Genomic DNA, 23,050 nt, shown 5'->3' with positions numbered 1-23,050 from the left:
AGCATCTGCTCAGTTACACCGCCCAGGTAGCAGTCAGTAAAAATTTGCGTGGATGATACGCACCCAACAATCGCTAAGCAAGGCTATTTTATGCGACCTGCGCACCAATTAGATTCCGAGGCAACTGCTTCTGCCTCCCCCTTGTCGTACTCATCCAGGCCAAGCAATACATCCAGCTCAGCACAGTCATTGAAGTACGTTACCCCCTGATGCCCATGAACATAAGCGAAGCCGCTTGACACTAAGTCCTCAGCTACCTCTTTTCCTTCGGGGGTTGCTTGATTTACAGGGAACCAACGCTCACTTGCGAATAGCGCTTCTGACTGCTCTGCTGTTCCCTCATAAGCACCAAATGATGTAATTCCTTTATTCATTGGTAGAAACATCTTGTTCTCACTCCAGACAGGTTGTTATTTACGCTGTTTCCGTCAGGTAGTCGTACTATAACTACTACTTAAGTGCTATTCCCTTACAAAAAATGGCTAGAATGTTAAAGGAATGTTGGCAAATTATGATTTTGTTGTATGAGTAGTAGTTTAAAAATTGATTATGAACGCCTCCCAGGCATTCTTCGGGAGATCCGTACAAAAATCTTTGGTCTAACCCAAGAGCAAATTTCAAAGAAGATTGGCATAAGCCGACAAACATATGGAAAGCTTGAAGGCGGAGAAAAAACAGAAATTTCCTTTGATTTGCTGGTTGCTTTTAGCACGGTCCACCCGGACTACTTCATTCCCTCCTATGTATTTTGTAAGCCATTTTCTGAACGCCGTATTAATACCGCTTCTATCCAGCTTCTCGCAGCCATGCAGAGAGTGGCCGCTGAAGGTAATCCTGAAATTGTTGAGCGGTCGGCGCTCGCCGGATTAATGTCCCTAGAGTATGTTTCTGCTCCTTGTCAGAAAAAGTACAAGAGTATTTTGAAAGCCAGCTCCACCGGGCTGATGTTCAATGTGCAGGCCATCATCGCAAACTCTCGCCACACACACTCTTAACAGTGTTGTTCGCTGTTGTATGCTTGGTATAGAACACCCTACCCGACTTTGTTTCTCGGCCTATTCTGCCTTCCTCTACAAGTGCTTCCAGTAACTCCTTAGCTTCTTCATATTGGCATTGGAAAAGCGCCATGGTTCCCCTTACTGTTGGACTCCAACCACCTTCAAGCCGCTCGGCTAGGATGCCTAGGCAACGCTCATCAGGGCCAAGTTGTGGGGTTGTTGTAAGCTCTACTGGTGTGTTGGTGGGCCTATCCTTGAGGAATTCACTATCACGTTTTGGTAGCCTGTCAGCAGCGTCCAGCACCAGCATCAACAGCGCCACAACATCCAACAACACACCCACTAAGATTGAAACCTGCACGAGGAAAGCGGGCCTATCCTTTACGCCATCAAGCTTCTGGAGGGTCTTTTCAATACTGTCATTAAGGTCTGGTAACTCCTCGCCTCGCTGCTTCTTAGCCTTACTCACCCTGTCCAACTCTATGAGCCGCGCACTACCTGCCAGGGCCTGCCGCTGCTGCTCTAGCTGTTGCTGGGCGTGTTGTTTCAAGAGCGAGCTAGTCTGGTCACTGTAAGCGCCTTGTATGTATTGGACAGTGGCGAAAACAGAGACAACAGCCAAGGCAGACACACAACAGAGAACAACACCGAAGCGCCAATATTCACGCTCTTGCCAATACCTCACGGAGCGCACAGCTAATAGGTTCTTAGCTGCTTCTAGTGCAATCGCAGTAACAACAGAAAACAACACCGCAACAACACCAAAAGGAACCGAGATAGAACCCAACCAATGAGCCGTGCAAACAGCGCTCACAACAGCCAGGACAAGCCCTAGAAAGCGCATTCTTAAATCCTCCCTGTGAGTATTGAAGACAGCCCAATAAAGCAGCCAAAAACGACAAGCCCAGCAACAACAATCCAGAATAGCGGCGCCACTTCCTGCCAATTGACAACCGCTTGCCAGACCATGAAAAGCAGGACTAGTGCGGGCACTAGATAACTAACTATCACGCAACACCTCCAACCAAATACAAGCGAGAGCGTCAGACAGCACAGGAGAGAGCGCCCAAAGCCCGCGATAAGTAACAGTGAACAAGGAACCACAACGGCGAATAACCATGGGTAAGCCCTCAAAAAGGGGATTCAAAGCCGCACTTAAGCGGCCCTTAAGTCGCACTTAGTAGACCTATAGAAGATCAAGATAGGGATAGGCAAAGACATACTCACAAGCCTCTCTAGTCTCATCCTGATAATCCTCTTCAAGGTCACGCACATCATCAACAAATGACTCAGCATCAGCACCCTGTAGAAAGACCACACCACCCGCACCATCAGTAATAGACACAGTGGGAAGCCTATAGTTAACCTCAACTTTTGCACTATCCCGCGCAGACTTTTCAAAGCCCCTTAAAACCGCATCAAAACTAGCCATTACAATCCCCTAAAAGATTCTCAATTAAACATGAAGCCGCACTTAGTAGACCTGTTAGACACTAAAAATATGTCCGTTCATTACATGCCAGCCACTGCAATTCAGGTCACGGCCTACGGAATCCCAATCAATGTAACTAGCCAAGTGGCTAGGGATTTCACCCAGGTGGTCATTCTGATAAGCCCATTCGCCCAGTGTTCCATCATCATCATTCTGCGGCTCAACGTGTCCCCTGTAATGGTCCCCTATGCTTTCAAGCGCATAGCCAATAGATAAAGCAGCGTTCACAACTTCCGCGCCGTGCTCTTCTGCTATCTCCTTGTATTCCCAATACTCAGAGTCTAAGGAATATTCACCTACATACTTATCAGGCACATCCTCGGAGTCAGCTACCCGGTACTCCTCAAAGGTGTAATAACCGGCCTTAACCTCAAGCGCAGCGATATTCGGATACTCCCCGGCAAGTGCTTTTTCCTTAAGCTCTTTTAGCTTCTCTTGCACGGCCTCCAACAACTCTTCCTCACTGCTGAGGTCATCCAAATCAATTTCAAAATCCAGTAATAGGCCGTTGTTGTATGTGCTCAACTCGTAAAAAGTGATGTTAGCCATGTTGTGAATCTCTGTTGTTGTCTGTTGATGTGGCAATCCTAGGTCGCACTTAGTAGGTCTGTCAAGCGATACTTGTGAATTATTTTTAAGTGTTTGTGATTGGTTGGAAAGCATTAGGAAGGGAGGGCGCGGACAAAGTGCGCTTGTGAGGAGCTGGTGAGGGACTAGGAAGGAGTGCAAAGGGTTTGGGGGTGTGTGGTGAGCCGCGTTACAGATGAATTAGAAATGAAAGGACATTCTGGCCACGAATAAGGATAAATCTAGTCATATTGGCCAAAATAACAGTTAAATCAGGGTGAAAGAAGATTCTATATCTCTTGAAAACCCTTATAAATCAACAAGTTAGAGTCATTGGTACAGACTTTCGGTACAGGTAGCGGCCAGGAAGGCCCCCATGGGGGGTAATGCACGGTCCTAATTATCAATCTACCCACTCAGATTTTTTCAATAAAATATCCGGGTGCTCAGAAGTGCCCTTCAACATACTTCTCAAGTTTCTTCTGAATGGCTTTATCAGCCTCATAGAAAGATACTGGCTGAACATTGATAGGAAACTTCAGCTCCTGGGCTGTCAATGTCTCAAGCATCTGATGGTAGTACCGCATATCCTTGGGAGAAGTCATCAGTAAGTAGACAACAGGCTTCTTGCGAGTCTGATTAGAGTAGTGCATCACCTGCCCTATTGAGTCTTTCCACTTCCGGGCAAACTCAACTTCAACCACGTAATCATCACCTACGCAATCAGCTCTTGTACCGTCCCCTAAGCGAACCTCAATCGCGCTTTCGGGGAGCTTTAGATACTCATGGCAGACGTAATGCTGAAGCTCCTTTTCAGAGAAGGTACTTGTAGAGGCAGATGAAGCAGTAGAAGAAATAAAAAATGCTATTGTGATGCACTTTTTCATAACTAAGAACTTGATGTACTTGCCTTGGTTTCTAAAATTCCCTTTAATTTCATTGTGAACGGGTCTTGTAATAGTTTCCCTGGAAAAAGATCTATTGATCTCTGAGTTATCTGTTGCAAAATCTCAGTTAATGCCATGGACATCATTAGAACATGGAAAGTTGACTGGCATGTTATATACTCTCCCTGCTTGATGCCCTTAAATTGGGCCAGCCCTATATCTAAATTATTTAGAGTTTTATTTGAGTAACCATTGTTATGGAGACAGTTTCTTAATGCTGCTGCGTACTCGTAAAGCTTTCCAAGAGGAACTGACTTATCCTCTAGTTTAGCCTTCATCTCTTTAATAAGGCTTGAATCATCCACCGGATAGCTAGCGACAAATTTATCAACTAGATATTTTGTACTGACAACCTCATCACCCATCTCAAAAAACTCCAACATCTTCTGAAAGTAATGTTGCTTACTTTTTGCTGAGGTATCAGTAACAAAAGAAAAATGTGTATTCATTTGTTGGATAAAGTACTCAACTGTATAGAAGAATCTATCGCAGAAGGATGACCTAAGATTTACTTCCCTCGCCCCACCCACCAACTCAACTGTTGGACCATGATTAAATCCAAGGGAAAGGCACTCATTCACTAAATTTACAAGGTCATTCTTTGTTGAAGTTACAGAAAGGTGATAAGCAACCACATGAGCTTCTATACGACCAAAGGTTTGATACCTAAAATCTGTCCGGTCTAAAGAACCTGAATCTTGCCACTCATTATGTATCTTTAACTTTGCTAGATAATTATTTACAGCTCTCAGTAATTCGGTATGGCAAACTTCATGGCTCTCAGTTTCGTATCTATAAACAAAATCAACGTACTTTCTAAGCTCATCAATAGAGCCTTCTTCTACCATCCCCGACTCATTCACACCAAACGCTATATTCATTCTAACCTCCTATAGTCTTACTTGAATCACTTTTACACTAAAGTTCAAGAGGTCTTTTTAGGCCGGTGATCCTTATCGCTAGGTTTATCGTCTTCATCAAAAACCTTAGATGGATCACCTGTATATTGAGGCTCATCAAAGTCAGGACCATTCTTAAAAATTTCTTCAGACCGTTTTTTAAGCTTGTCTTGGAGGTCTTTCATTTTCTCTGTGTGAGACTTCTCAGCTGAAACCATGATTAAAGCCTCTTGTAGAGATAGTGGGGATTGCGTTCATGAGCATCATCAAAATCCATGGTGCCCTTAACATACTTATAGCCATGGCGAGCGTAGTAATTTACAAGCTCTTGGTTAGATGGGTGCATTATCCGCATCTCATCAACACCAATTCGCAGCGCGTAAGACTCCGCAGCAAGTAAATTAATCTGCATCACCTGCCCTCTCAACGGGCAGTTATCAGGCGCCCGCTCGGTGAAATCCAAGCGGAGACGTGAGCCATTGTAAGAAGGTCTACCTATAGACAGACCACATAGAATGTCCTCTTTCCAGATGGCAAGCTCAAAGCGCTTAGGGTAACGGAGGCTGTAGACCTCGTAGCCTTTGGTCCAATTCCAGTCTACTTCACGTCTCTCACTTGCCTCCCAAGCCTTTGCTCTGGCAAGGGAGCGAGGATCAATGCCTTTCAGGCTAACAGCACCTTTATACTTTTGAGGAAGTGCGGCCTGGGCATATTGCCTAGATTCAGACCTGTAAAGTTCATAACGCCTCTCAGCATCTAAATGAGTTGCCTGCATTGCATTCCCTTATCGCAATTTCCTTGAGCGGTCCTCAATAGTGATTTACTGAGACCGTTGTATGTCCTGACTCTTATCCAACTAAAGTAGATTAAAATTTAGTCGGCAATCAGTTTACCACGCATAAATACAACGACCTACATCTCTAGGTAATAACGCTCAAGGAAATTGCTGTTGAGGCCGTCTACCAGCCTCTCTCAGCGTGATTAAGCATGCCTTAGCAGGATTGCCTTAGTAGACCTGAAAGGGTGTTTTAAATCGCTCCTGGCCGCTTTCAAACCTCCCACTCTGAATCAAGAGAAACCAGACTGTCCTTAGGCGCCTTATCGCGAAGGCCCTGCGGGAGCTTAGCCACAACAGCATCTTCATCGTCATCACAAAGGAAGTCCCAGTCACCATCCCAGCCATCTCCTTTGGAGCGGTAAGTCGGCTCAGTTTTGTACTTATGCCAATTGAGGTCGCTATCTTTTGCCAGGAACTGATAATCCTCAAAGTCATACGGCTTCAGAATCTCTCTTAAAGTTTTTAATTCAGGCTCGGTTGATGACTCAACCAGAAGGGGATTAGCATCCTGATTGACAGGTTCTTGATGTGTTACGGTCTGTATATTCGGCATTGGTATCACCATTTGAAATTGTCAGCGTCCAGGTACACTTGCGAGTGCCTTCTAAGACATTTCTCGCCGTGCCTGATGTGCGGATGGATTGAGGCGGGAGTTAAGCGGATAAGCAGCCTCCATTGGTGCTCTTCACTTTTCACTCCGCGATGACTGTCAAACTGAGTAAATTCAGTCCATTCCCCTGCTCTTACTTCCCGTCCATCTGCAAACTCCGTAAAAGGCGGACCAGACAGCCAAAGAAACATCTTCTGTGTCGAATCGCGGTCTTCTAAGACCATTTGGCCAGCCTCATTGCGAGGTACATGGTCAAAGTGCCAGTTCGGTATGCAGGGATATTGGCCGGGCATTAACATGTGAACCTTAGCGTCCACAATGTAATCACTATGAGGGATTGGAGAGGTTTTAATGATGGAAATTATCTTCCTCATGTATAGCCATGAATCCGATATGGTGGCCCCCATCAAGCCGTTGTGCATCTTCTCCAACTCTTCCTGACTAGGGACCATCGTTAAAGCCCTCCAAGTCAGTAGCAGTGTCGTACTGGTTGCTGCTGGATTTACTTAAGCCTAACTTACTCGCTCCATACTCAAGTAGAATACCCAGCACCACACAACCAATATGAGACAGTATCAGCATTAGAATTACCTTTTTAGTTCATAAGAAAACTCTCCCTTCCAGGGATACCCCTTCAGAGCTTTTAATATTCTTTCTTTAGGTTGTTGGTAGTGGTGGTTACTTAAAGACCCTTATAAGCATTTAAAAGCCCTTTAAAGTGCCCCTATAACCTTAAAAAACAAAACCCCGGCGAACCGGCGAAAAGAAAAAAAATATTGCCTTAGGGCAACAAAACTCCAGGCCCAGTAACCATGCGGGTTTCAGAGCATTTGGAGAGGGAGTGGAAGGAATGGAATTGGCGTGAGAATAGACACCTAATACTTTAGGCGGATTTAGGTGCCTGTTTCAGTAGGTATGGGAAAACACTCTCAGGTCCTAAAGTTCTCTTAATGTGTATTCCGTACTCGGACCGGCGAAGTATCTCTTTTCAATCAAAAACTCTCCATAGATAGGGAGAGACATAGTATTAGTACCGCCGAAGCCTAACCTTAGCTGGCTAGGGTCTTTAACTTTTATTCTTATCTTATCAAAGCAAGATATACCACGATAAGTACCACCCCTAATATAATGCTGCCCTATACTTCCCTCGGGGGCGTTATTTTCTAGTGGAGCCTCAAAATCATCGTGAAACTTAACAATCCCTAAATCTATATTACTTACATCATTTGGGCTATTCATAACAGCATCTAAAAAATCGCTGTAATCACATACTTCATGGATAAGTTTGCTAATCTGTAGCGCTGAGTCAAAGACAATTTCGGAATTCAGCCTAACTTTCTTACCTGAGTTTTTATCAAGGAAAGCTCTAAATTCCACAACTTCTTGATAAGTTAGGGGTATACCTACAGAGTGCTCAGCAGGCTCATCTTTTGTTAAATAGTCTCTCAACTCAAATCCCCCGACAAACAAAGCAACGATCCCTCCCAGGTAAGTAAGAATGGTGAGGCATTTTTTTAAGAAACCCATAATCATATCTTCCACCCTCCTCAATTAATTTTTCAGTACACCCTAAATATACTAAATAGTTTTTCCAGTTATCCTAGAAAATACCCACTCAGAGAAAACCCGCTCAATCTGATTTCGGCTTGATACTGATCCTTGATATATACTGTCAGCGATAATTGAATGAAAATTAGAAGTAAATTCATCATAAGCCTCTGCAAGCTTCTTGCAAAGAAAATCTACCTCACCTTGATCATCAGCAATGAAAAATGGCAATGATATTATCGATCTTCTAATTTGACTTCTTATTGGAGGGGCAAGGCGTGGCGCATCAGACTCCATCTTTCGCAAGTGTGAATATAACGAATACTTTAAGGTGCCTTTTTCATAATAAAATAAGTCACAATAAAAACTTCTCTCCAAAGGAGGCTTGTGTTCTGGTTGAATAATAAACTTAATATCAGGAAAAGGGATGCATAATTGTTCATTCTGAAATCTTACTCCCGGAAATTCATGCAATGTAGTATCTTTAAATTTTAGCAAGTAAGTGAACATAACTGGCTTCTCGACCAGTTCAAACTGCCACCAGTAGTTGCCCTTAGTAGATTCTTTCTCACCTATCTCAATTCTATAATCTGGGTCAAGGATATAGTATGCACCATCAATACCATTATACTTCCAGTTCTCCGTGTCCTCTAAGATCACTGAAAAGCGCTCATCAGGCCTCAGACCTAGTCCAAACCTTTCATGCCACATTGCTTCAGCATCTTTAGGGTTAGCACAAGAGTCTTTAGGTGTATTGGTATCTCCTACTCTTGAATAGATTGCACCTGCCCTCAGAAAGTGCTTACCCTTCCGTATGTCCTTAGTGAAATAGTAGGGTTTTAATCGCATATTCTTTACAGTAAGAATAGCTATTGCCTTTCCCTCGTACTCGACATCAGTAAGGCTAATTTGAGGTTCGCAATTCTCGGCATAAGGTTGCTGACGAAGATAATTAATTACATCCGCTTGCGTGTGATGATTATCGCCTTCATTCAATCCTACCACCTCATAATCATCTGTTACGCCATAAACTAAATAGCGGTCGCCATCATGAATTACGTTTGCTAAACAAGTAATGTCATGCAGCATATCAATAAGCTCAGAGGGGAATTTTTGTTTAAAATCCCACCACACACCCTCGCATTGCTTAGAAATTAAGCTTTCAACTAATTCTTGCATATTACCCTACAACACTAACTAGAAATATCTAAAGTAATTAAATGTAACTTACGCCCTATGCTTGTAATCTAACAGAACTTACCATCTCGCGAAATGAGAAATCAAACACGAAAAAAATGCCTAAAAAGCCCATAACAGGTTCTACAGGCATCCTCAAACAATATTAATCAACTTCAAAACTCCAAGCCTAATAACTAAACGGGTTTTAGAGCATTTGAAGTCTGGGTGGGAGTAGTTGGATTAACCTGAGAATAATCTCCTTAGGAACTATTAGACCCACCTATTCATCAAGCTAGGTAATTTACGAATTAGCAAAAAATTCGCTTTAACTCTAAATCATAGCCAGCGGCAACCAATTCTTTAATCAAATCCTCTTTCCATGAAGTTTCATTAATATATACCAACCCGCTAATATCATTTGGAAGCTCTAGAAAACCGTTTACCACTACAGCAACATTCTCACGCCCAAGCTTACCCATCAAAATACCATGCTCAAGTATGACGTTCTGCCTAGCCCTAAAGTTAAGATTTCCCTGCTCAGCTTCATCTTTTTCGTTACCCTTATCATCTGGAGTGTATAGAACAATACCAAAACCGACCCCATCTAAGTTCTCTTCTATTTTCTCAATAATCGTCTTGCTTCGACTCGGCAGCTCATGCAGGATAATAGCTTTAAGTCCAAGTTTTTCTATAAACCTAGCCGTCTTCTCCTTGGTAAGCTCATCATGGCCATGTACTATAAAAACCTTATCTTTGGGCTTTCCTTTTTGTTTAGGGGTAGTATTCACCAAATTAGTGTCCTTAGCTCCTTGTTCAAAGTTATATTCATCGTTTTGAATATCAAGTATCAGAGAGTCGATATATGAATTCAGCTTATCCCCATCAGCATTCCAAAAACTTCGGGCTGGGCTTTCCCCAGTAAATACTGTCATACCAAATCTAGAGAGTTTTGCATTCAGTATATCAACCTCAGCCGGGAGGTTAGTAGCAAGGAATTCTTCGAACTTTTTAAACCAACTTCCGAATCTTTCATGGCCATAGGAAGCGCCCCTTTTACCATAAGCTTGTAGAACTTCTGCCAATAATCTTCCCTGAAAACGCTTCAATCCATCTATTAGTATTTTTTTATCCATAATAACCTCTAACTCAGTAAAGCAGCCTAACCAACGTAGATACCCCTATAAGGCTTGAAAGCGCTCCAACTAAGCAGCCTAGAAAATCGGGAATTACATCACGGTAATTTACACCAGAACTATATCAAGCTCCTCAACGCCACGAAATGAAGAATTAGAAAAAAATGCCTGCAAAGCCCTTCATAGGCTCTACAGGCATCTTCAACGAATCTTAAGCAGCTTACTGGACGTATCCAGTCGGACTGCTAACAGTGGTTCCTGATGCGTCCATAGCGGACACAACGGTACTGCCAGCACTCATAAACTTCTCTACATTATTCAGCAGGTCATCAATTGCCTGCTCTCTCTGTTCCCTACTCACCTTTGCGGTGTCAACTGCCATACGGTCTGTAAAGAACTTGACCCCCATTGCGAGAGGATCAATAAGGTCATCATGTACGAGGCTTCCCTTCTCATACGTTATTCTGGTCATCTGATAAAACAGGCTATAGCGAATCTCGTTCTTGTTGTTCTCGTAATCCCTCTCAATGACTGAGGGAGCTACTACCAGCCTATGCTGCATCATTACAGGCTCCAGGCAGTCAATGATTCGCCTTTCTTTCTGCCCTTGTGATTTTGTCTCTTCCACGCCACATGCGTAGCTGTCGTAAAGGACCGGCCTCAGAAGCTCGGTGAACATACCATCACCGAAGTTATCCTCCACAAGCACAGTATGTACTCCATGACGCTTCGCCATCTGAGCAATAGACCTGAGTGTTGGTTTTGCATAGCCCTCTTTAAACCCTCTAGCTTCGACTAGGAAGATGTACCCCCTGAGGAAATAAAGGACCACAACCCCTGTCAAGTCCTTACCACGGCCTGAAGGGTCGATTACAAGCAGTTTGTACTCATAATCAAGGCGCTCATTACTCGCCCAGTCTGGGTAGTAATAGTAATCACCTGTCAAAGCGACATTAGGCACATCAACAATCCTGTCACCATGCCGCATCAAGCTGAATTCAACAGGAGCCTTGACTGGCATAATGTCAGACACGATTAAGTCAGCCACTTTGAGCGGATACTTCTCAGCATCACTCAAAGTTGTGTCAAGCATGAACTGAAGAGCGAAACCTGCCTTACCATAGGATGCCAAACGCTCATCAAGGTCCATTTTGGTGAACCGCTGAGGGTCAGTTGGCTGGTCTACAAAGCTTGGATCACGTTTTAGGTCATCAACAATGAGCCTTGCCAGTGCCCCTTTATACCTCTCCATGTTCTTTGGGTACAAAGCAGGCCAAATCATAGTCTTATAGCCACGCTCAGGTAGCTTGCTATACAAGCTCATCTCATGCTGAGGCGTTCCCAGGAATAGAATCTTCGGCTCAAACTCCATCAAGGCCGGGTCATACGGCTTGAGAATCGCATCAAACTCTTTCACTAGCTCACTCAGCTTGTCTTGAGCGGTCTGGGTAGCGGAGTTATTCAGCACCTCAACGTCATCAGCAATGATTATGTCAGCGCGTGAACCAGTCAGCTGGCCGGTAATACCAACAGACTTAACGGATGGGGAGTGGTCAACCCTTGCGGGCCCCACATCAAAAGCTATTAGCGAGTCCCTTTGGTTATTTTTTGGCCGCAGATGCTGAAGCCAGGGAACCTCACCTATAAGGCGCTTTGTAAACTGTGAGAATGCGTCTGCCCTTTCCTTAGATGCAGACACAACCATGATTTTAAGTTGAGGGTCACGGTAGAGCATCCATACAACAAAAGCTGAAGTAATGAATGATTTACCACACCCTCGGAAAGCTTGAATGATAAGGCGCTTAGGAGAGTTCCCTAGCGCCTTCGCAATATCATTCTGTAATCTTGTTGGATTGGGTAGATTTAGATGTTTCCAAATCAGGTAGAGAAAGAATAGGAAGTCGTCACGAAGCCGCTTCTCTACTTCATGTGCCATCTAACTCCTAATTGATTGTGTTACCGGCTTGGTATTTCTCCAAGTCCTTTGCAATTTCATCCAGTAAACCTCCAGGTTTTGGATCGCACTGGATGCCATTATGTTTCAGCAGGTTAATCGCCTGCGCAATTTCAGCTGCCGTAGCTTTTCCGCCCTTAAGGCGCTCTAACAGAGTTTTGGCAGCCTCATCGTGAAGCTGTTCTAGCAGCTCCTGTAATGCACTCACTTATTACGCCCCCTATTCTCTTTCTTAGACTGTATTCGCAGGTTACTTGGAGAGCGGTTAGCAGGGTTCCTGTCCTTATGGTCTACATCTTTACCCTGCACGGCTTTTTTACCTTTTAGCTTTATCATCAGCCTGCGGGATTTATTTCTCTCAGACCTGCGACGGATTTGTTCGGGTTTTGAATGGTAGCGAGCGTATTCTTCTTTGTAATCACGACCCTTTGACATTCAAAGTCTCAGCCATATCCTCAACAACTTGGTCATCAATATCATTTTCAGAACGCCTAGCAAGCTCACGCAAAACGCGGATAATCAGCCGCTTCAGAATCTTCTCTGACATAAAGGCAAAGAAGGTATCACTAATTACTTTTATCAGTACACTCATAGTTATTACTTTTATTCCTCTTAAATATCCCTTTGATTTTCGGATGATATACTTTCAAAATCGTAGGAATAATAATTAATAGGTTTAACACACCTGTCAGTATTCCAAGCATAAGTGCCCAATCGGCTACTTTAATACCCAGAAAAATAGCACCTCCAACCCCCACTGTCGTAGCAGAGGTAGAGGCTTGAAGAAATTCTTTCATTAATTTTAAGGTTTTTGGATTCCGTTATGGTTTACATAACCACCGGCAATGTAGGTATCGTTTTCTTCAACGTCCAGCATTAATACTTCTAAGGGACTTTTAACAAGCTTGACATTTGTTAGGGAACCCCATGTTAGATCATCTTTCAGGAGCTTATCGCCCGCCTGTAAATACAGCGCACGGCAGAACCCAAACAAACCATTTCTCTGAATAAAAAATGGGTGGGATAGAGAGCATTTCGTATTATTAACTTCCATATACATACCCTCCTCCGTAATCTCCATGTTCCTTACTTCCGACCATGACGGCTCGCCAGATAGTTCAGAGGATTGCCATTCTTCCCAACGCCTTTGAGATGATTCATCTGGAAGGCCATTGATGATATATGACCTAACCACATCACCAATAACTAGGTCTTTTAATTTCTTGAAACCGTTTTTTGTTTCAACTTCATGACCTGTCCACAGGCAACCAGGATCGGCGTCTATCGCTTTAAAAGCTGTAGTATTTAAGGTAAAAGTTGCTGTATCCTTAATAGAGTTATTACCCCTCCACCTCAACTCAACTTTAAATTTACTTTCTCCTGAGCTACTACCATTTGTAACCCTACTAACATGATGCTCAAAATACCTGTCGGCATTCAATCTATACCATGTATTAGCAGACATCCCATTAGATAACTCACTACCAGCCCCATTCGTTGTTACACTAACCCTTACATCAAAATCATTTCCGGGGCTCCCTGTTTGAGATACCCAGCGGGTAGACCCAGACTCCACTGAGCCGTTAGTAGTGATACTGCCATTCTGATGAAAATATATCCGATGGTAATTATTCGCAGTCCCTGAAGTTGTAGATACTGAACGACGAGATTTATAGTTAGTCATCGTGGTTGTGTAGGCATACCAAGATTTGCCCCGGCAATCCCCTAGCCCAATCTGGCCTGAGGACTTCCCAGCTAGAGCACGTACAGAACTGTCATTAAGGGAGCGTTGTGAGGTGGAGGAGGTTCCCAGTTCAGTACTTATATCTGAGAAGCCTATCTGACCCGAGGGGGTTGTCATTACAGCACCCCCTTAACCCATTGCCATACCTTTACATACCAGGGCTTAGCCAGCTTCTGAACTTGCCTATCAAGCTCCTGCAAGGCTGACACAATCACAGCTGAAGCACGCTGATAATCCAGTGTCATATAGTCATTGCCACTGATTGATCGCTGTTTTTCGGAGTCCCAGTCAAATGGTGCGGGATAGATTAGCTCTGGAGTTGTTTTCAACACGCTTTGAGCACTAAGTCCTACCTCCAACTTAGTAGTCTTAATAGCTCCTTTTGAAAGTCGTTCTCCCTCCTTAGTGCCATAGTAAGAAATGGGCTTCCATTGCCTGATTGCAGATAGACCTTCGACACCCCCAATAACATCTTTTAGGCGCTCATCTGAATAGTAACCAATGACGTTACCGTCCGCCCTGAACTCTCCCCCATCCAGAAACTCAAAACGACGTGTTCCGCCATCATTCATAAAATAAAGGGAGGAATTGGCATTAGTTGACGATAGATATAATCTCCAATCATAGTCGTCAGTATCGGTATCACTTGCACTATGAAAGTCTAGGTATCGTCCAACTTCGGTAACACCATTTGATTGAGTCCACACTACAGCACTGTAATGATTTCCGCTGGAGGATAAGGGCATACCACTTAGCTTACTTGAATCGGCAGCTGTAGCCGTCTTACTTAAATAGTTAGCTGGAGTAAGGTTGCCTGCGTGCCATACAGCATTAGCCTTATAAGTAAAGCTACTTGAATCACAGTTAAGTGTTGAACCACCGTTACCAATCTGAACCGCTCCGTCTGTACGAAGCACACTTGAGCCACAATAAATTCCAGAGGTGAAATCTCCTGCTGGATTCAGCCGGAGCCAAGGGTCAGTCCCTTGAAGCGCATGTTTGTTATCGGAGCCAGTAAAAAGATTGCCACTATGAGTAAAGAAGTTATTACGCGCTGTAATATCATACCCACCTACATTATGTGTACCGTGCGTACTTAGGCTGCCGTCAACACTTACCGCACCAGTGAAAGCCGCCCCGGATAGAAGAGCATAGGCTGAGCTGGGTTTACCGCCCAACTTACCCGCATCTAGGTCACTACCAACTCCATCATTACCCGAATGCCATACGGTATGAGTTCCAGTCCCATCCTGAAAATCTATTGCGCTTCCCCGCAAGGCAAGCCTCAATCCCGTCGCCCCCAACGCTACTCCATTGGTAGGGGTAATTCCAAGAATAGAGTGGGCCGCTCCATTACTATCCTCAGCTTGTAAATATTTCGTATTTCCAAGCTTTATCACACCCCCAGAACCAACCGTCATAACAGCTTTGAGAATAGAGTTATTGCTCGCTGAAATCCCCCCAAGCCCCTCCAAGGAAATACTTACATCACCTTCCTGACCATTGATGCTGCGGACCCTAGCTCCTCTTGGAACCCTGTACCAAGATTGATTTCCAGTGCTCCAATAGATTTCATCACCAGCGTTATAGGTAACGCCGTTAATGTCACCGTCAATGGTCACATGATAGAACCAGGACTTACTGGTATCTGAGGGGGTTGCTGGTGCGCTTGTAGAGGACCATTCTCCCAATGGGATAGGATCATTAGCCAGCGAGAATTGCATCTGGCTAACATTTTGTTCCATCGTGGCTACGCGAGCCTCGGCAGCGGCTACGGCATTCTTAGCTGATTCAGCGGCCCCTTTGGCTGCATTCGCATCATCTTTATAGCCTTCAGTGGTTCTGACCTGTTGATCAACATGTTGTCGGTCAGAGGCTACAGCTTGTCGGTCAGATGCAGCTTGATTACTTAAGTCACTAACATCGCTTTTGATTTGTTCACAAGCTACCTTATATCCTGCGACCGTCTGCTTATCACTAGCTGCCTGAGCAGCAGCATTAACCGTATCTTGCTTCTTGCTTGTTACATCACTTTGGATGGATAGCAAACCAGTCTCAATGGTCTGCATATTTTGGTGGATTATATCAATCGCACTTTTCACACCTGCGACATAAGTAGTATCAGCTTCAACAGTGTCATACCACGTTTGAATTGTGCTGTACTTGTCTCGTATCTCTCCTAGGTATTGCTGGAAAAGCAAATCCTTCGCATCTAGCTGGGCTTTGTTTACTGCATCGCCGGGATTAACACCATCTGATAGGTTGTATACGTAACGCCCTTCCATATCAATGGAGCGGTCTGAAGTGAGGGAGACAATATCATGTGTGAGGTCAATTGCTTCCTGAGCAACATGGAATACCTGTAAAGCCGAGGTATCCAAGTCATTCTCAGTAAGAATTGTAGCGTTCTCAAAATCAACAATCCGGTTCTGCACCGGGGTTATGCGCCGCACCATGACAAACGCATTTTGAACTGTATTATCCAGCTCTACAGTATTACTACTGAGCCATGAGAATGGAACTATAGTCCCATTAACTTCACAGAAGATATGCTCAGGGTTCAGGTAATCAAATGAGATACTGAGAGGCCCTTTACCTGTAAAGTTAGGGTACTCATTCCGTGCATAAAATTCGTTCATTGATTCCTTTGTTATTCTTCAGGAAGAGGAGTGTTATCAACTAAATTCCTCAGCATTCCATCAATGAAAGGAGCATTCTGCATAATCATCAACCTCTTCAATGTCATTAAGTCTTTTTCCGAAAACTGCTTATCTTCGCTAACCGCCGCTTCACCAATTGAGCTTGCAAGCTTTACAGCATTGGTTGCCCAAGCACCTGCTGGGGATTGCATAGGGTTTAGCAAGGAATTTTCCAGCCCGGTATATCGCTGGTTGAATAGAGGATCGCCAAAGAAGTCTGCACCTGTATCAGCAAAGGCTGGAAGCAACGCTGCCCAACTGGCCCTGGCGAAGCCCGCCTTAATTACCTCTTCATTGGTGAGCTTTTCTTGTAGGTACTCTTCCCTATCAGGTCTACCAACAGCGGCTGTGTGTGTCCTCGCGATATAACCCAATGAAGCGAATAAGGAGCCGTACAGCATCTTTGTAACTCCAAACCCAATATCACCGTCTCTCAGCTGGTTAGCTGTGTTCAGTAGCTGCTTTGAATGGGCTGAGATGACGAATGTACGGAATTGAAGCAGGAGCTTGGAAAGGGGTGAGTCAAACGGGAGTAGATCGCCTATATCATTCACCTGAACAGAACGCTCCCCCCACTTCCTAAGCAGGGTTGCAAACGCTTCTGCGGTTTCAGGTTCCCAACTCTCCCAGTTCAGCTTATGGACATTCTTAGTTCCCTGGGCATATTTACCCATCTCACGCTTAATCGCAGAGAACTCTTCAGGAGTTATCCCGTATTCTCTTAGCTGCCTTTCAGAAAGCGCGGGGGTTCTACCGTGAATCTCTTTCCAAACTCTATCCACCTGCCCCTTTACAACTAGACGCTGGCTAAACGTAGTAATCAGGTTCATCCCCGAAATGGTAGCTACCCCACGATTCGCTTTATCCAAGCCCCTCTCAACTTTCCCTAACCAGCCATCGCCAATAGAGTTCATTATTTCCGGGTCGTAGTTAGTAGCCCTAGTAAGGAAGGCTTGCGAGCCATAGCCACCAGTGACTTCTTCCAATTCAGCGGCAAGGTCATTTTCAAGCTCGCCATTACGGGCTCTGAGCAGAATGCTCTTCCACTCTGGGATGGACTTCAAAAAGCCTTTAAAGCCCATGGTTGCTACTACGTTCCCAATCTCGGCTATCTGTGCGAAACCCACCATACCCATCACATTTCCGAAGGCCATCTTCCGCCCCAGTCGTGAGGTGGTTGCCAGGAGGCTCTGGCCATCGTGGTTAGGTATTCCCAGGATGTGGTTCAGTGACTTTTGAAAGGCATCCATTTCAGCCTTCATACGCCATTCAGCGCGCTTACCAGTGGTTCCTGCTGAGTGGTACTGCTCTTCCAACCTCTTACGTAGAGCAGCCACCTCAGAATCCCCTACAAGCCCGTGCCTAGCTAGAGCCACCTTACCCAGTTGGCGATTCATGTAGGAGCGCAGCAGTACATCAGCATTCCGCTGGAATAGATCTGTAATCCCCGTGCCATCATCTAGGCGTGTATTCATGTCTAGGGTAATACGCTGCTTCCAAGCCGAATCCTTACCGGCCTTACCCTCTTTCCTGTTAGCGCTTAACTGTAAGTCCTTCGCTAGTTCATCAATGGCCCTGCCATCAATACCTGCTTCTTCCAAGTGATACCGGAAGTCCTCAGCATCCATCTCAAACCACTTCCTCCAATCCTGACCAGCTGTTTGGTAGCGCCTGGAGGTAATAATTTTGACTACGTTCTTTGCGATACGCTGAGCAACATCTTCAGTAACACCGACAATCCCTTTTGCTAACAGCTCTTGAGCTTTTCCCCTACCCAAGCGCTCAATCCGCATATCGTCATAAACATGTGGGAGGTATTGTGCATTTACTTCAAAGTTCTCAGCACCGCGAACAGCAGCGCCCCTACCACCCTCCCGCTTCAAAGGGTTCTTCTGTAGCTCACCAAGCTCTCTATAAATCCGGGCATGAACATCGCCCACGGCTTTCACAGCAGGATGATAGTCAGCTCCCACACCCTCAATGTAATCAGAAACATCCCGATAGAACTGATTGCGGGCCTGGGTCTCCTTCATAGCGCCGAAACCATGCTCCTTCTTCCAGGCGTTGAAATGAATGTGCTCCGCCTTAGCTATTTGTAACTCAAAGCTGCTTTGCTGATGCCTTTTCCAACCACTGGCAGACCTAGCAGAGGTTGTTCCCCGCTTAGTCCATCCCGTTGATATGTCTACCAACTTGCTTGACCAATGACGCAACAGGGAGTTATCTGACCCGGCCAATAGTGAACCAATGCTGTAGTTCACCTTTGATCCAAATGCCTTATCGCTGTACTCATGCCCGTTAGAGGCAATATCCACTCTCTCAGAGGCACCAATCTCCATGGGCGTTGTAGCTGAGCCTGTTGAACTATGTCCTGGGTTGTCTACGTCCAGAGGCTGCTCAACATCTTCAAAGCTCTTCCTACCCACCTCAGTGAAGTCACCGGCTTCTCTCAGCTGCTTGGCCTCTACCTCCCTACCAATTTTTTTATAGGCTTTGGCCAGGTCCGGCGATACTTTCCCAAAGGAGCCAATCAGTCCCCCTAAACTCCCCGCCGTTGCGGTTGCTAAGAGAACATCCTCATCATCCATCACTGGATCTACAGCATTTGCCAAGCTCTCTATGGTTCCGACTTCCCCGGCGGTTATCGCACCGGCAGTAAATGCTCTCTTCACCCTACTAACTCGCGAGCCCCACATAACAGCGGCTCCCATTCCTCCAGTAAGGGTACCGGCAACAAGAGAGGTAGGATCTACAAGATTCGCGAGTACTCTTGCTGACAGTGCGTTATCGCTCTGCATGAGGGCTTCTTCTAGTTTTTGAGTCGCCAGTAACTCCTCACGCAAACTCTCTGCATGTTCTAGGCTAGTGGCCTCTACTAGACTGCTCTTATGCTCTTCAGCTAGGCCCTCACCAAGCCTATGAAAATCACTTTGGGAGAGTGTGAAATCACTACCCTCCTCATACCCTTCCAACTCACCCCAACGAGCAAGTCTACTGTGCGTCCAGTCCAGCTCAGCAGCCGTACCAAAGGCATCAAAAAAGCCTACTGAATCAACTTCGGTAGGCTCAGGGGCCTCTAATGACTGTTCTTGCTCAGGGGTAAGTAAGGTAGGGTTATGGTCAATGCTTACCGCATCTTTCTGTCTCTGCTTTTCAATCGCATCAGAGACTACTTCCTTTCCTACCAGATCCACTTTATGTCTCTTTTAATTGTTGCTTCAGCTGCTCCAGTTCATGTCGCTTGCGCTCAACAACCGCAGCATCCACATTCATTCTTATATCACTCTCAATCTCAGCCTGCTTAGCAGCGATACTGTGTGAGAGTCCTGACTTCTTGATGCCACCCTTAACCGTATCAACTACAGGCTTCACAACCCCGCCAATAGCGCCAGCAACGGCCTTAGTCGGCCTAACAAAGCTCTCATTAAATGCCTTGGCGGTCCGCCTTCCAGTATCCCCTGTATCATGCTCTACGAGTGCTTGGGTGTACTCATACTCATCCATCAAAGCAACTACCTCAGGTCTACCGAAGTCATACAGGTTTGCTATCGGTGCATTATTCGCAATGAGAGGACGGGCAATCATGGCGGTCTTTCGGTTTATCGCGAGAAGGTTGTTATCGGTTGGGTTATAGAAGAGAGCGATGTCCTCTGGCTCTATCTCCTCCCCATCACCACGCATCTGCTCTACATAGCTCTCGCGAAGGAACTGAAAAGCGGCTTCAGGTGTTCTTCCTGTTTCCTGTTGGAAGCGAATCATCTCATCTTTCCGAATTGCCACTCCACCGACTTGAGTGAATTCATCTTCAACCTTGTTGTAAGCCATTTCTAAAGCGCGGTCTTGTGACACCCCCATCTGCATCAGATAGGATGCTTCACGCTCAATCAGGCCAATCACAGGCTTACTGTTGAAGTCCGTATCCAGATCCCTAGTCCAACTGAACCAACCCTCACCAAATTTCTTGCTCAGGAACTCATCACGGTTGGCTATGGTTTCTTTACTCCACATAACCTTAGGAGGTGGCTGTGTGAGGTCCGTACTATTGATTCGCTGAAGAGCTTGGAGAGGTGTTTCATCAAGCAACTGGTGCTCATTGAAGGCCATTACCTTACGCCTAGTATCATCAGGCAACATTCCCACATAGCCTGTGTCCATGGCCATTGGTAATACCTGTAGCATCTGCTTAGTTATTGGAGCCAGCTCCTGGGGGTCACTTACCTTTTCATCAAATGCTGCAAATCCACCTGAAAAGACTTGATCCAAGGGCTTATAGCGCTCGCCATTCTTTTTCAGGGCATTGAAGAAAGTCTTCATACCTACATCGCCTTGCCGCAAGAAGTGGTTGTAAGCGAGTCTTAAGGTATCCCCTTTTAATGTGCCTTCGCCTCTCTCCCACTGTTGCGCCGCAACTGGAAGCTCCTTGTTCAGGGTGCCTTCAAGGAATGCGTTTAGCAGGTAGTGTTTAGCCGTATCACCGCCTGCTTTAAGGCGCTCACTACTTATCATGTCTAACAGCGAGTCCGCTTCAGAGCCCGTGATAACTCCCTTTTCAATGACGCCTCCAAAGTAATCATATCCGGGCTCTGCCATCTGACCTGAAAGCACTGCTGGTATTACCTGGGTTTCCCAGTCATGTATAAAAGCCAGCTTCGCTTCTTGCTTCTGCTTGGTATTGAGATCCAGGGTTCTCTGCCGAGCTGCCTTCATCCTCTGCTGAAATGCATCACCACCTATCAAGCGGCCTTGTGAATCCTTCCTGTCCAATACTAAGTCAGCCAGTACAGTTGCCTGGAAGTCATTGTCAGTAATCTCTGGCATTGCTTGCACATCAGCTACAAGCTCCAGAAACTCCTGCTCACTTAACCCATCGCTTAGGGCCAGTTGTTTAACAGCACCAAGGGAAAAGTCCGCATCTTCGGGGGATTGATTAAAGGTCTGTTGTAGCTCTGGGATAGAGCGGAGTACATAGTCCTTGTAGATACCCTTCTTATCCTCATGCCTCTTTGACTCACGCATTTGTAGAGCCTGTTGACGCGACTGCGCTCCCCAGGTCCGCTTAAGGCGAGTGGCATAGTCAGGATTGTGGATACGGGAAGTGTCCAAGAAATCCGCTGCTTGTTTTGAAAGTTCATCTGGCTCTAGGTCCAGCAGGGATGGATCGCGCTCAACAGCTTTTCTAAAGTTCTGCTCAGCATCCTTGTAAGCCATTTCAGAAGCTAGGTAGCTCTCGGCATCTAGCTCCTTGTTGTATTTATCAGCCCAGCTATTCATTGCAACACCGCCCATTGAAATCAGCTGGTCAACTGTATCCTGCCCGCTTTGCTGGGGGGCAACTGGTGTTGTCATAGTTGCGTAGTCTGCAACTCTTCTTTTAGTCCCTTGCTTACCTACAACAGCATCTAGTGTAACTCTGGCTATGTTGTACCTCCCCCGGAAGTGCCGGTAGAAGCTCCCCCTGATGTACTGCCCCACTGAGCAGAACGACCAGAGCCACCATTGTTCGTATAGGAACCAGCACCTGCTATAGCAATATCAAGTAAATTCTGTTTCCATCCTTTCGGCTGCTGTAGCTGGTTGATTAAATCCATCACGCTACGGTTCTCATTTCTTTTATTAATCATCAAGCGGGCTCGACTATCGTCCAGATTCCTATCAATGTTTCGGACATTCTGGTTTCCCTGTCCCTCTACAAATGACCTTAGGCGGAAAATGGACAAGCCTCCCACGCCGTTCTCAGCAGCACTGAGACTAACCTTGTCAGCCTGACGTAACATGTTGAGCTTTGCTTGCAACTTGTCATCAACGGATTTCTCCTGCTCAGTCTGAAATACCCGATGCATCTCGCGTATATTCAACGATGCACTTTCAACGGCAGCATCTCTCCGTTTCCTATTCTCTTTAGCTAACTTTTTATCTTTGCGGTTAGCAATCATCATGTCAGCTACAACTGCGGCAGCAATTGCATACGGATTACCCGTACTGGCAGCCGCAGAAGTTAATTCACCGGCCATTTAACCACCTGTATAAAAGTATGTTCCGTGTCGTTGAAGTGAGGAACCAACCTACATTCAGAGAAGCCCAAAACTCCCACATATCGGAGAGCTGTCTTGTTCCCTTCATGGATGTAGTTATAAAGGAGTTCAGAAGAGTAGCTAGTAAGTTTGTTACTAGACTCCTGCATGAAAGCTCTAATATTTGAGGGCTTCACGTTTGTTGGCACCATCCAAGGAAGCACGCCATATCTACCGAAACGAAATCCAGACAGCCCAATAAGCCTACCCTTATCCCAAATAGCAAAGGCTTCACTACTACTTTCAACGCATCGGGACAGCAGTTTTTCAAAACAACTACCGAATACTTCCAACTCGACTCTGTATTGGGGATGGATGTCAGCTACCACCTTCTCAATATCGTCAGTCATAACGGGCTGTAAATCATACAT

The 23,050-nt window shown here is 45.4% G+C and carries 24 protein-coding genes; 1 reads left to right on the top strand and 23 read right to left on the bottom strand.

The genetic code is table 11. The annotated features are described in order from the left end of the window. Positions 1–83: 83 nt before the first annotated feature. Complete coding sequence (locus ACJJIJ_RS07220; RefSeq protein ID WP_444939095.1) at positions 84–374, bottom strand: hypothetical protein; 291 nt, start codon at positions 372–374, stop codon at positions 84–86. A gap of 150 nt (positions 375–524) precedes the next feature. Here ACJJIJ_RS07220 and ACJJIJ_RS07215 point away from each other — a divergent pair, with 150 nt between their 5' ends. Next, positions 525–995: a helix-turn-helix domain-containing protein gene (locus tag ACJJIJ_RS07215; protein ID WP_444939094.1), complete on the top strand. Its 471-nt coding sequence runs from the start codon at positions 525–527 to the stop codon at positions 993–995. Here ACJJIJ_RS07215 and ACJJIJ_RS07210 read toward each other — a convergent pair. The 22 genes from ACJJIJ_RS07210 to ACJJIJ_RS07105 all read right to left on the bottom strand — a co-directional run bounded on the left by ACJJIJ_RS07210 (position 964) and on the right by ACJJIJ_RS07105 (position 23,050). After that, positions 964–1,842, bottom strand: a complete 879-nt coding sequence (locus ACJJIJ_RS07210) for a hypothetical protein (RefSeq protein ID WP_444939093.1) — start codon at positions 1,840–1,842, stop codon at positions 964–966. The two genes, ACJJIJ_RS07215 and ACJJIJ_RS07210, sit on opposite strands and share 32 nt — an antisense overlap. A gap of 342 nt (positions 1,843–2,184) precedes the next feature. Beyond that, a complete protein-coding gene (locus ACJJIJ_RS07205) occupies positions 2,185–2,430 on the bottom strand; it encodes a hypothetical protein (RefSeq protein ID WP_444939092.1) in 246 nt (81 codons plus the stop codon). Positions 2,431–2,484: 54 nt separating this feature from the next. Beyond that, positions 2,485–3,039, bottom strand: coding sequence for an antirestriction protein ArdA (locus ACJJIJ_RS07200; protein ID WP_444939091.1), 555 nt, complete (start codon positions 3,037–3,039; stop codon positions 2,485–2,487). A 464-nt stretch (positions 3,040–3,503) separates the two neighbouring features. Then, a complete protein-coding gene (locus tag ACJJIJ_RS07195) occupies positions 3,504–3,944 on the bottom strand; it encodes a hypothetical protein (protein ID WP_444939090.1) in 441 nt (146 codons plus the stop codon). Positions 3,945–3,946: 2 nt separating this feature from the next. Then, complete coding sequence (locus ACJJIJ_RS07190) at positions 3,947–4,885, bottom strand: hypothetical protein (protein WP_444939089.1); 939 nt, start codon at positions 4,883–4,885, stop codon at positions 3,947–3,949. Between the two features lie 44 nt (positions 4,886–4,929). Then, positions 4,930–5,121, bottom strand: coding sequence for a hypothetical protein (locus ACJJIJ_RS07185; protein ID WP_444939088.1), 192 nt, complete (start codon positions 5,119–5,121; stop codon positions 4,930–4,932). 2 nt (positions 5,122–5,123) lie between these two features. Then, positions 5,124–5,678, bottom strand: coding sequence for a hypothetical protein (locus tag ACJJIJ_RS07180; RefSeq protein ID WP_444939087.1), 555 nt, complete (start codon positions 5,676–5,678; stop codon positions 5,124–5,126). A gap of 274 nt (positions 5,679–5,952) precedes the next feature. Then, positions 5,953–6,294 carry a hypothetical protein gene (locus ACJJIJ_RS07175; protein ID WP_444939086.1) on the bottom strand — a complete coding sequence of 114 codons (342 nt, stop codon included), beginning with the start codon at positions 6,292–6,294 and terminating at the stop codon, positions 5,953–5,955. A gap of 498 nt (positions 6,295–6,792) precedes the next feature. Further along, positions 6,793–6,933 carry a hypothetical protein gene (locus ACJJIJ_RS07170; RefSeq protein WP_444939085.1) on the bottom strand — a complete coding sequence of 47 codons (141 nt, stop codon included), beginning with the start codon at positions 6,931–6,933 and terminating at the stop codon, positions 6,793–6,795. Positions 6,934–7,287: 354 nt separating this feature from the next. Continuing rightward, positions 7,288–7,884: a hypothetical protein gene (locus ACJJIJ_RS07165; protein ID WP_444939084.1), complete on the bottom strand. Its 597-nt coding sequence runs from the start codon at positions 7,882–7,884 to the stop codon at positions 7,288–7,290. A gap of 45 nt (positions 7,885–7,929) precedes the next feature. Continuing rightward, a complete protein-coding gene (locus ACJJIJ_RS07160; protein ID WP_444939083.1) occupies positions 7,930–9,078 on the bottom strand; it encodes an AlbA family DNA-binding domain-containing protein in 1,149 nt (382 codons plus the stop codon). A 308-nt stretch (positions 9,079–9,386) separates the two neighbouring features. Further along, positions 9,387–10,211, bottom strand: a complete 825-nt coding sequence (locus ACJJIJ_RS07155) for a TIR domain-containing protein (RefSeq protein WP_444939082.1) — start codon at positions 10,209–10,211, stop codon at positions 9,387–9,389. Positions 10,212–10,431: 220 nt separating this feature from the next. After that, positions 10,432–12,147: a phage terminase large subunit gene (gene terL / locus ACJJIJ_RS07150; protein ID WP_444939081.1), complete on the bottom strand. Its 1,716-nt coding sequence runs from the start codon at positions 12,145–12,147 to the stop codon at positions 10,432–10,434. Between the two features lie 7 nt (positions 12,148–12,154). After that, positions 12,155–12,373, bottom strand: a complete 219-nt coding sequence (locus ACJJIJ_RS07145; RefSeq protein ID WP_444939080.1) for a DNA packaging protein — start codon at positions 12,371–12,373, stop codon at positions 12,155–12,157. Beyond that, positions 12,370–12,501, bottom strand: a complete 132-nt coding sequence (locus ACJJIJ_RS07140) for an HNH endonuclease (protein WP_444939571.1) — start codon at positions 12,499–12,501, stop codon at positions 12,370–12,372. The genes ACJJIJ_RS07145 and ACJJIJ_RS07140 overlap by 4 nt, the downstream gene beginning before the upstream one ends. Before the next feature lie 82 nt (positions 12,502–12,583). Beyond that, positions 12,584–12,757: a hypothetical protein gene (locus ACJJIJ_RS07135; protein WP_444939079.1), complete on the bottom strand. Its 174-nt coding sequence runs from the start codon at positions 12,755–12,757 to the stop codon at positions 12,584–12,586. Positions 12,758–12,967: 210 nt separating this feature from the next. After that, positions 12,968–14,026, bottom strand: a complete 1,059-nt coding sequence (locus ACJJIJ_RS07130; protein WP_444939078.1) for a Hint domain-containing protein — start codon at positions 14,024–14,026, stop codon at positions 12,968–12,970. Beyond that, positions 14,026–16,548: a phage tail fiber domain-containing protein gene (locus ACJJIJ_RS07125; RefSeq protein WP_444939077.1), complete on the bottom strand. Its 2,523-nt coding sequence runs from the start codon at positions 16,546–16,548 to the stop codon at positions 14,026–14,028. The genes ACJJIJ_RS07130 and ACJJIJ_RS07125 overlap by 1 nt, the downstream gene beginning before the upstream one ends. An 11-nt stretch (positions 16,549–16,559) precedes the next feature. Further along, positions 16,560–19,802 (bottom strand): hypothetical protein, encoded by a 3,243-nt coding sequence (locus tag ACJJIJ_RS07120; protein ID WP_444939076.1) that lies wholly within the window; start codon positions 19,800–19,802, stop codon positions 16,560–16,562. Position 19,803: 1 nt separating this feature from the next. After that, entirely contained in the window at positions 19,804–21,954 is a 2,151-nt protein-coding gene (locus ACJJIJ_RS07115; protein ID WP_444939075.1) for a hypothetical protein, read from the bottom strand. Between the two features lie 68 nt (positions 21,955–22,022). Beyond that, positions 22,023–22,619, bottom strand: a complete 597-nt coding sequence (locus ACJJIJ_RS07110) for a virion core protein, T7 gp14 family (RefSeq protein WP_444939074.1) — start codon at positions 22,617–22,619, stop codon at positions 22,023–22,025. Continuing rightward, positions 22,604–23,050, bottom strand: coding sequence for a hypothetical protein (locus ACJJIJ_RS07105; RefSeq protein WP_444939073.1), 447 nt, complete (start codon positions 23,048–23,050; stop codon positions 22,604–22,606). Before ACJJIJ_RS07105 ends, ACJJIJ_RS07110 begins: the two co-directional genes overlap by 16 nt.

This window comes from Microbulbifer mixtoriginis (SeqCode) (genome assembly GCF_052467945.1).
The sequence above is the reverse complement of the archived record's forward strand: the minus strand, read 5'-3'. Positions and strand labels throughout refer to the sequence as shown.